Here is a 9,590-nt window from a genome sequence, read left to right on the forward strand (position 1 = left end):
TACAGGTCCTGTTTCCGAAGAAGAAAGACACTTTACTGATCAACCTGTTGCCGGATTATGTGCTGCGACGCCAGAAGACCTTTAAGCTTGCCTGGCATGGGTTGCTGTTGCTATTGTTGATCTTTCTGGTTCCCTTTGCCATCAATTGGTTGTATGTGGAAAAGAATGCCACGCATCGGGATGCGCTTCAAAAAATTACCCATCTGGAAAAATCCATCAATGATATCGAATGGGTAACTTACATGGTGGACAGTCTTTCGTTGGCTCACTCAGTCGCCCAGGAAAACCTGATCAACCTGACCAAATTCTCCAAGGGGTCCTTACGCTGGAGTGTCACACTTCGACAATTATTCATAGCTATGGAGGAAGTAGATGGGCTGTGGATTGCAGAGCTGAAGTCCAAGGGAGTCGGAATCGAGCTTGCCGGACTCAGTTTGTACCGGAACCGGATCCCCCGTTTTATTGAATACTTTGAAGATGCCGAGATCAAAAGCGTGGTTCCAGATGACATCCGTGGAAGAACCGTCTATAAGTTTTTAATATCCATCAACTCAATTGTCCCGGATAGTCTGGCTTTCGATCCCAAGATTATTATTCCACCACATCGTCCGGAAGCGAGTCCGGAAAGTTCATCTCCCATCATCATCATCGATGAAGAAAGGATAACACCGGCGCTTGATACGCTTTCTGTGGATTCGGTAAGTGTAATTCCTGATTCTAGTGAAGTACCTGATAGTAGTGGGGTGGCTGATAGTTTGTTTTTCACGGAGGGTGACCTGGATACGCTGGCAGCGGATAGCTTCGTTACCACAGATGCCATCGATACGCTTCAGATTACCGCACCTGACAGCACCAGAGCACTGGATTCTTTAGATCGATCTGAAGCTGATACCCCTGAGACCATTTTACAGGATACAGTGATGTTCGATCCTGAGGAAGAACCCTCAGTTGAGTCGGAAATACCAGAATTCGCCTTGCTGGTTCATCGGGTGGAGAGTGATGAATCACTTAGAGGTATAGCCCAAACCCTACTTGGCAGTGCAGACCGTTGGTCGGAGATCTACAATCTGAATCTCGATATTCTCAGTGATCCCCTCAGCTTGGAGCCTGGACAGACTTTGATCGTTCTGCTGGATGAACCGGAGCAGGAATCGATCACTCATATTATTCAAAGTGGTGAGAATCTTAAACGACTGGCTCGCAGATATTATGGTGATGGAGGGCGCTGGAAAAAACTCTATCAGTTGAATAAAGCGGTCATCTCCAATCCCAATAAGATATTTCCAGGACAGAAATTGACCATTATTACAGCAGAACAGCGTTATCAATTTCCCATGCAAATCCACACTATTCGTTCCGGTGAATCCCTGAAACGGATTGCCAGAAGATATTTGGGTGATGCAGAACGCTGGGAAGAGGTCTATAAGCTTAATCAGGATGTGATCAAGTACGCCAATATTATTTATGCTGGTCAACGCATTAGAGTCATGAATGAAACAGGAGAAAAAAACGCTGCCCCTGAGTAGGCGTTAAAGTGTAAATGTCATATTCAGTTCGAAATTCAATCATTCTAACCCTGATCCTGATCGTGTTTGCCGGAGGTGGGTACCTGTGGTTGTATTTAAAATTTGAGAGCAATATTGGCAGCTTAACAAACCAGGTGACCAACAAGGAAAAAACACTGGCTGAGCTTGAGTCAGCCACAGCCGATTATGAATATTTCAAAGATGAATTGAACAAGACCACAATCCAACTTGAGTATTTTCCCAAGCTATTGGCACAGGAAAGCGCTATCCAGGGTACTTATCGCTATCTGGATAAACTTTCCACCCGACGCGCTTCTTTTAAATATGATTTTCGTTTCGTTGGGGTCAAGCCTGAGGCCGGAGCACTCAAGGCGTCCTACGTGCTGACTGGGGAGGGCAAATTTTCCAATATCGCCAATTTCATCTATCGGCTTGAAAATGGTAAACCCATTTATAAGATCGAAAGCCTGACCGTTAAACGGAAGACCACCAGGGGACGGGAAATTGAGGATCTGGTTGAAGTGAATATGCAGCTCACGGGTCTGTTCAGTGATGGGAATGGCCAATCCGACAGTGAGGTCTCCCGTATGTTTGAGAAAGCTTTGATCATTCCCGGTATGCGTTTGAAAATATTGCAGGAATCTGAACACACTGAAATGCAATATCATACGATTCAAGCGGGGGAGACCTTAAAAAAGATCGCAGAAGATCAACTGGGGAATGCAGCAAGCTGGCGTGAAATATATGACCTGAACCGTCCGCTCATTAAAAATCCTCACCTGATCTATCGTGGTCAATCATTGAAAATCATGGAAAAGATTATTGATGATTATTATGTCTACCATGAAGTGAAACCGGGAGAGACCCTGCGGTCGTTGGCAGACCAATATCTGGGAGATGAGGATAACTGGCGCGAAATAAACAAATGGAATCAGGACAAGATCCAGAATCAGATCCCCGATGATATTTTGACCAATTATGATCCCTTCAAGCCTTTGGTTCTGACAAAACTTCCACCGAATTTAGCTGATCTTCTAAATGTGGCTCAGGCAAAATTAGTGGCTTTGACCAACAGATCAGCCTTCATTCAAGACCAAAAGGGCATTATGCGATCGCTGCAGGTTGGAGACAAGGTCTATCTGGGGTATCTGATGAAAATTGATCTAAACAGAGGAAAAGTGACCTTTAATATGAATAAAGGGGGCATTTATTCTACCACCACTTTGAATCTCGTAAATGCAGGAAAGGATTGATATGTCTAGATCTTCCAAGTTGGATGCAGGCTTTTTCAGCGACAGGTTAAAGCACACGATAACCACATCGATCTATCTGCTGCTCATGTGCGGGTTGGTCTATCCAATGGCTCTAAAAGCTCAGAGTATTCCCAAAGGCACCTCAAGTGACCAGATGGTCTCTTTTCAGCCTACCACCACATTTCAGCAGGCCATCCAGGTCATCAGTCTGATGTCATCCCAGTATGAAGGTAAAGTGGTCATCAATCCCATCGGGCAGAAAGGTCCCATTAATGTAGCCATACCGCCTACGCATTGGCGCCGGGCATTAGAATTATTGGTGAAGGCCAACGGTTTGGAATTTGTCGAAAAAGCCACTTATTATGAGATCAGGAAACCAAAGCCACGCTCTGCCCGGAAGACCACCAAAGCTGCTCCCAAAGCAAAAGCACAGGCTCCTGTAGTACCTGAAGGTTTCCAATTAGATACTAGGGAAGTTGAGATATCAGCGATCTTCTTTCAGGGTGATCGGCGTTCCATTGCGGAAGTAGGGATCGATTGGAGCGCAGCAGCCGGACTGGCTTCTGGAGATTCAATACTGATCAATGCCATATCAGGAACCAGTGTTACTCAGGAGCTCTTTTCCATTGCTGCCAATTACACCGATGTTATTGGTAAGACCACAACTTCTTTTTTGGCTGTGCTGCAGGCCTTTGAAGCACTGAATTTTGGCGAGATCATTGCCAGCCCCTCTATTCAGGTTCTGGATGGTGTCACTGGTCGGATCCAGGTTGGTGAAAAATTTTCAATCAAACAGAAGGATTTTGCCGGGAATACCATTGAGAATTTCTTTGATGTGGGAACCATCCTTGAGGTAACCCCTGAAGTGATCGAGAGTCAGGATGTGACCTTTGTCCATCTGAATATATCAGCCGAACGGAGTGCTGCCTTCCCAGACCCGGTGAGTACCCGGATCGCCAAACAGACTGCCAGCACCCAGGTTTTGCTACTGGATGGCGAACAGACCGTTATCGCGGGTTTGTTTTCTGAGGAGACCGTTGAGATTCGTAAAGGGATTCCCATCTTGAAAGATCTGCCCTGGTGGGTCTTTGGGATCAAGTATTTTACTGGTTTCAACTCCCATGATATTATTGAGAAAGAGCTGGTTATCATTATCAAGGCCAAACTGGTCCCAACCTTATCTGATCGTTTGGAACGGCGTCATGCCAAAATGAACGCTTTGATCGAGAGACAACGAGTTGAATTTGAAGAGAATCGTTAAAATAGTTTTCTTCAGCACAGGTCTGCACTGACCAGCGACAGTACCTCACATGAAGGGGAGAGTGGCATGTTTAATATGGTGAATTACTCAACGAGCAGACGGATCCGAAAACTATTGTTATCCTTCGGGTTACCTGCATTGGGAATTTTGTTCAGCCTCACTGCTTGCACCTCAACACCTCATCTACTGGAGCCACCCAGGGTTACTTTCAATGAACAGATAAGGGCTACAGATATTAGCTATATCGGTACACTGGAAGGCTGCATTGTGGGGCGCAAGGATAAACCGGTCAAAAAATTGAAGATAGATGCGAATATGGAGGAATTTCTGAATATTTCTTCTCAGGGTGGGAAAACCGATCAACAGGGTTTTTACAAGATCGATCTGTATTGGAAAAATAGGCCATATCTGTTGGCTGATGTCTATCCCGATCCGGCTCAAAACAGTTTTACAGCAAGCGGTCTGTCCTATCTAAAAGCGGCTCGCACAGTATCGCTGGATATTCCCATTATCATGGGCAAACAGCGGCAGATTCTCACAACCCAGGCGCTCACCCTGTACAGTCTTAATTACGTCTTAAAGCGCATTGCTGAAGAAGTTGTTAACCCACGCGTACGGACGATAAGTTATACCGTTGAGGACTATAATACCGGTTTTCCCATCGTTGGGGCCTCTGTCACGGTCACAGCTTCAAGTTCGATCTTGCCGGTGGATTCTCTACTGGCGGCCTATATCAAACAACCCGATCTACGTGAATTGGCCAGCAGCTCGGTCATTCATTTTATCGATCAGGCAGACACCCAGGTTCAGGAACCCAAGGGTGTAATGGCGTTTTCAGTCATGAGTTATGCGGATTATCGATTGACAGTCACTCATCCGGATTTTCATACTGCAGATGAAAAGTTATATGTCGAAATGGATCTGGATAAGATAGTCAGGCTGACTGCCAAGGATCAAAAACGATGGATCGATATCATCGATCGTTAGTTATTCCCACCAACTTACATCGGTGAGCTGGCGACGGTTACGACCGCCATCTTCCAGGGCAGTTTGAACCATCTGAATCGCTTCGCTGCTGTAGTACAGGTCAGCTGTTCCCGATAAGGAAAGATTGGTTTCCGGAGAGCTGAGCAGTAAACTGCCGTAAATTGCAGGTCTTCCTGAGACATCAAATTCCATAGAGCTTTCACCAACAACAATCACGAGACCATTCCAGGTAACTCTCCCTCTCATTCTCAAGGAACCTTCGATCACGAGCACACCATAACCGGTTAAGTTTCCGGATAAGGAGCAGTCTCCGTCGATATGGGCAATAGTGGGATCACCTTCACTGCCTCCATCAAGACCGGAGCAATCCAAAAGGGATTGATCAGCAATACCGGCATAAGAATCAACGGTTGATTGCAGATCAGTAGTGCCGCCATCGGAAACTGACACACTGGGCGAGGTTCCGGTTCCCTGAACGTAGGTTGTGCCTGCATAATCATCTGCCAGGGTGGTACTATCGGCTGAGTTTGATACGGTGATCCCGGATAGATCGTCATTTGGTCCAGTGGTGCCATCCATGTTGGTGTCATTACCATAAATCCTGACATTCCCATGAAAACTAAATGTAGCTGATTCGGAGTCGATCCCAACTGAAGCTGTAATGGGTGGGATCAGCAAACTGTGACTGACCAGAACGATCTGGCTGCTGTCGATGATTCCATTGACCTCACTGGTGGCGGACAGAATAACAGTATCAATATTATTAAGATCATCCTGGCCCTGTAAGGCTATAGTTGCGGTGATAACACCCTCAAGCCAGGAGGAATCCACGATGGTAGTATCGGTATTGCCGGTTTGAATATAAGTTGAAAGGGCATACTCCAGGGCGCTGGCGACCAACTGGTTGCGCTGAGCTTCTTCAGCGAATTCTGAAGCATTATCAATGGCCTTTTCGGCGGTTCGATTCAGGTTACCGCGGATATAACCAAAGATCATGATAAAGCCCAGAACCACGATGAGGATCATCTTACCCATGAATTATCCTTAAATACAGGTGTCGTACTATCCAGAAAGCAGTGGACTCAGTTTCTGCAGGATCCAACAAAACGAACATTATAGAGTACATACTCGCCTGGTGCCTCTGGAGCAGAACGCACGGCGACTTTCAATCGAAGCTTGAGATTATGTACCCAACCGGTCAGATGGGACAGGTCTTCATTATAAATTTCAGTCCAGTTGGGATCGTAGCTATGGCTGATCAGCACCTGAACATCGCCGGCAACCCATGAACTGGTAGAGGGAAGAATGTCAAGCGAGGAGTATTTGATAAAAACCGAGTCGCAACTACTCAGGTCAATGGGGCTGACCAGATCAAAATAGACAGTATCGGGGCGATGCAGGGGGGGATACTCCTCATCAAATGAAAATACAAAGGCCAGGGTTGAGTCTACCATCTGGGAAGATACACGACCATCAATTTCCCATTCATTGATATTGGTACTGACAAACAGGGTCGTCTGTTCCTGGGCGTTCAGGCTGCTAAAACCGGTACCTAGCAAGAGCAGGAAGAAGTTGAACATTATTGTCTTAAATGGTTTCATTTTAAGCATGTCTTACCTCCTTATAATCGTTTTGATCGCAGGTCTTTATTCAATTCAGCTATTAGTATAATATTTCTTTGAAGGAATAGAGTGTCCTTTCTCACGGTAACAGACATAAACTGTTAAAAAAAATATAGCCTGCATTATTCATGAATTATTGCCACGAAGACACTAAGTCACGAAAAGTATTAAAGTTATGAACAAGGTCATTTTAAACAGTATTATTTGCATCTGTGAGTGATAATTTTTGATAAGCATATATTTTATTAAACTTTGTGTCTTGGTGACTTAGTGGCTATGAATTATTTAGGATAGATCGGGGCAGGTATTAAGTGATAAGTGATAAGTGACAAGTGACAAGTAAAAAGGGGATTATGGCATAAGAAACTCTGCGTCATTTCGGTGGACTCAATATGACACTCTGCGTCTTTGCCTGCCCGCACGAAGTTATACGCAGGCGGGCGAGAGGGCGTTTTTAAGTAAAAAGTAAAAAGTAACAGAAGTTTCTCTAAAATAGTTGTAATTGACTGAGTATGAAGTGAATACACCTTAAGTGACCTATGGAGTTTGCGCAAAACACGGTTACCATTAGGGTTACTATTAACTATTAACTATTAACTATTGACAAAATTCAGCTGAAGGTTGCGGCGTTTTGTAATGACCCCATGCTTTAGCTTGAGGGGTTAACAGATCACTAGAAATTCAGGGCTTTAGCCCAACTGTGTAGCTGGTTGTCTTGGGCTAAAGCCCTTTTGGAGGTGAGTCCCAGATCCCCACGCTGAAGAGGCTGTGTGAGAATAGGGACAACGCTTACCCCATGCTTTAGCTTGGGGGTATGAAAACCTACTGTTTCTTTGGGTTTTAGCCCAGTATTGTTGGGCTAAAGCCCCCCTTTTTAATATTTTTTATAACCCCAGGCTGGAGTCTGAGGTAAATGTCAATAGTAACAGTACTATACGTAGATAACTAAAGATAATATTGGCAAGCAATTATTCCGGCGCAATGAAGTTTTCAAATACGTTCAAGAAAAAGGTAAAAGGACTCAAAGGCCAAGGCATTGCTGTCCCGTTTAGATGCGTTCTTTCCAGCGATGAAGCAGGTTTACTCCATGGCATATCGTAAGCAGATTCTGGGAGAGTTTATGGACTGACACTAATTTAGTGAAATTTTAGAAATTCGTGGTTTCGGCCTGAAAAAACCAACCAAAATGTGATGGATAACACTTGAGCTATTCAATTATTTGCCCAACTTATAGCATTACTGAAAGATAGTATTGACAGGGAATGAATATTTGTTGCTGAAGCTTACGGCGTGCCACCTAAGATGAACAATTCCAATAGCAAAAAAATATTGGTATTTCGTACCAATATCTGTTCGACATCCTTTATTTATTACCTCCTTACGTCAATACGTACTCATAGCAGAAGGACCCACTATGCAGCAAACTATTAGATCAATATTCATTTTATTTATTCTGGCTGGACCCATTTTCTGCTTGCAGGACAAAAAGCTGGAAACGGTGGCTGTGCTCAATTTTTTGGGACGGGGTGTCAGCAATATTGAAGCCGAGTTACTGACTGATAGATTTTCCACCACGCTAGCCCAGACCAAAGCACTTCAACTGGTTGAGCGCAATGAAATGGATAATATCCTGAAGGAACAGGATTTTCAGAGCTCTGGATGTACCGATGCTTCCTGTGCTGTGGAAATCGGTAAAATGCTGAATGTGGAATACATGATCAGTGGTTCTATTGGTAAACTGGGCAGCACCTATACCATTGATATTAAGATGTTTTCGGTGGAGAGTGGTGAGAATGCCAATGCCATTGGTCAGACCTACCGGGGAGATATCGATGGTCTGATAGAAGAAATCGAGAAGTCGGCCTGGCTTATCGTTGATCTGCCGCCTCCAGGTTCACAAGAAGCAATTGCCGCTGCTGCTGCGGCTGAATTGGCCAAGCGTCCTCCACCAGTGGTGAAACCACCCAATTTGAAAATGGGTGCTGCTCTGCGATCCACCGTTATCCCTGGACTGGGACAGTTAAAGCATGGCAAAAGGTTGATGGGTTTCACGCTGTTGGCAGCCGAAGTCGGGCTGGGCCTGACCCTGATGGCAGCCAAATCAGATTATGATGCTGCTGTTGTTGATCAGGATCATTTCAATCTTTTATATGACCAAACCAGTGATCTGGACGAGCTGGTTCTTTACCGATCCCAAGTCGATGAAGCGTACCAACGGGGTCAGGATGCTGCCGATATGATGACCTATATGGCCGGCGGTATCGGTGTGATCCATGTGGTGAATATCATCCATGCTTATGTGGTGGGTGGGGCGGCTGAAGCTGCTTCAACACCAGCGAACACAGCAGCCGGTTTTAAATTAGATTTTTCAAACAACTATTCAGGTGTCACTTATGAAATCCCTATCTTTTAGTCTGTTAATCATATTGGTGATGGTTTTTGCTGGTAGTTGTGAACAACCTGATCCGCCAATCTTTGAAAATCCAATTGATACCACCACAATTCCCGGGGTTGACCCACCTCTAAATCCGGCGCTGGTGATATTTGTTGATACTGACAATGTCACAGTGGGCAGCACCGTTAAGATCAGTGTGCATGCCCGGGTGGTGGAGCAATTATCCGGTGTCCATATCCAGTTGAATTATGACAATCAGAAAATGCAATACCTCAGTGTTACCCTGGGTGAATTATTCTCGGCCAGCGAAGACAGTTGGATCTTTGATGAGGATGATGGGGGACAGGGAGTGTTGGATATTTATACTTCATACCTGAATCCTAATAATGTGGATATTTCCGGTACGGGACAAATCGTTGAGCTACGCTTCGAAGCTGTGGCCACAGGGGATGCCATTTTCAGTTTCGATGAACAGGAATCCCAATTTGTGGATGCCGAGGATGTGGAGATTGAGATCCTGGAGTTTGTGGGGGGGGTTGTGCATGT

General features: G+C 45.1%; 8 protein-coding genes. 6 read left to right on the plus strand and 2 right to left on the minus strand.

Annotated elements, in window-relative coordinates:
• The 4 genes from U9Q77_11180 to U9Q77_11195 all read left to right on the plus strand — a co-directional run.
• On the plus strand, positions 1–1,526 hold a 1,526-nt coding region (locus U9Q77_11180), incomplete at its 5' end, for a LysM peptidoglycan-binding domain-containing protein (GenBank protein MEA3287918.1).
• 14 nt (positions 1,527–1,540) lie between these two features.
• Entirely contained in the window at positions 1,541–2,779 is a 1,239-nt protein-coding gene (locus U9Q77_11185) for a LysM peptidoglycan-binding domain-containing protein (protein ID MEA3287919.1), read from the plus strand.
• 1 nt (position 2,780) lies between these two features.
• Positions 2,781–4,040, plus strand: coding sequence for a hypothetical protein (locus U9Q77_11190; GenBank protein MEA3287920.1), 1,260 nt, complete (start codon positions 2,781–2,783; stop codon positions 4,038–4,040).
• 66 nt (positions 4,041–4,106) lie between these two features.
• Entirely contained in the window at positions 4,107–5,027 is a 921-nt protein-coding gene (locus U9Q77_11195) for a hypothetical protein (GenBank protein MEA3287921.1), read from the plus strand.
• Here U9Q77_11195 and U9Q77_11200 read toward each other — a convergent pair whose 3' ends face one another.
• A complete protein-coding gene (locus U9Q77_11200) occupies positions 5,028–6,062 on the minus strand; it encodes a hypothetical protein (protein MEA3287922.1) in 1,035 nt (344 codons plus the stop codon).
• 47 nt (positions 6,063–6,109) lie between these two features.
• Positions 6,110–6,637 (minus strand): hypothetical protein, encoded by a 528-nt coding sequence (locus U9Q77_11205; protein ID MEA3287923.1) that lies wholly within the window; start codon positions 6,635–6,637, stop codon positions 6,110–6,112.
• Positions 6,638–8,063: 1,426 nt separating this feature from the next.
• Between U9Q77_11205 and U9Q77_11210 the strand changes: the two genes are divergently transcribed.
• Both U9Q77_11210 and U9Q77_11215 read left to right on the plus strand, forming a co-directional pair.
• Positions 8,064–9,062 carry a CsgG/HfaB family protein gene (locus U9Q77_11210; GenBank protein MEA3287924.1) on the plus strand — a complete coding sequence of 333 codons (999 nt, stop codon included), beginning with the start codon at positions 8,064–8,066 and terminating at the stop codon, positions 9,060–9,062.
• Positions 9,043–9,590: cohesin domain-containing protein (locus tag U9Q77_11215; protein MEA3287925.1), on the plus strand; the 548-nt coding region annotated here is incomplete at its 3' end. The genes U9Q77_11210 and U9Q77_11215, both read left to right, overlap by 20 nt.

It is taken from the genome of Candidatus Neomarinimicrobiota bacterium (assembly GCA_034716895.1).
Lineage (GTDB): Bacteria > Fidelibacterota > UBA8477 > UBA8477 > JABMPR01 > JABMPR01.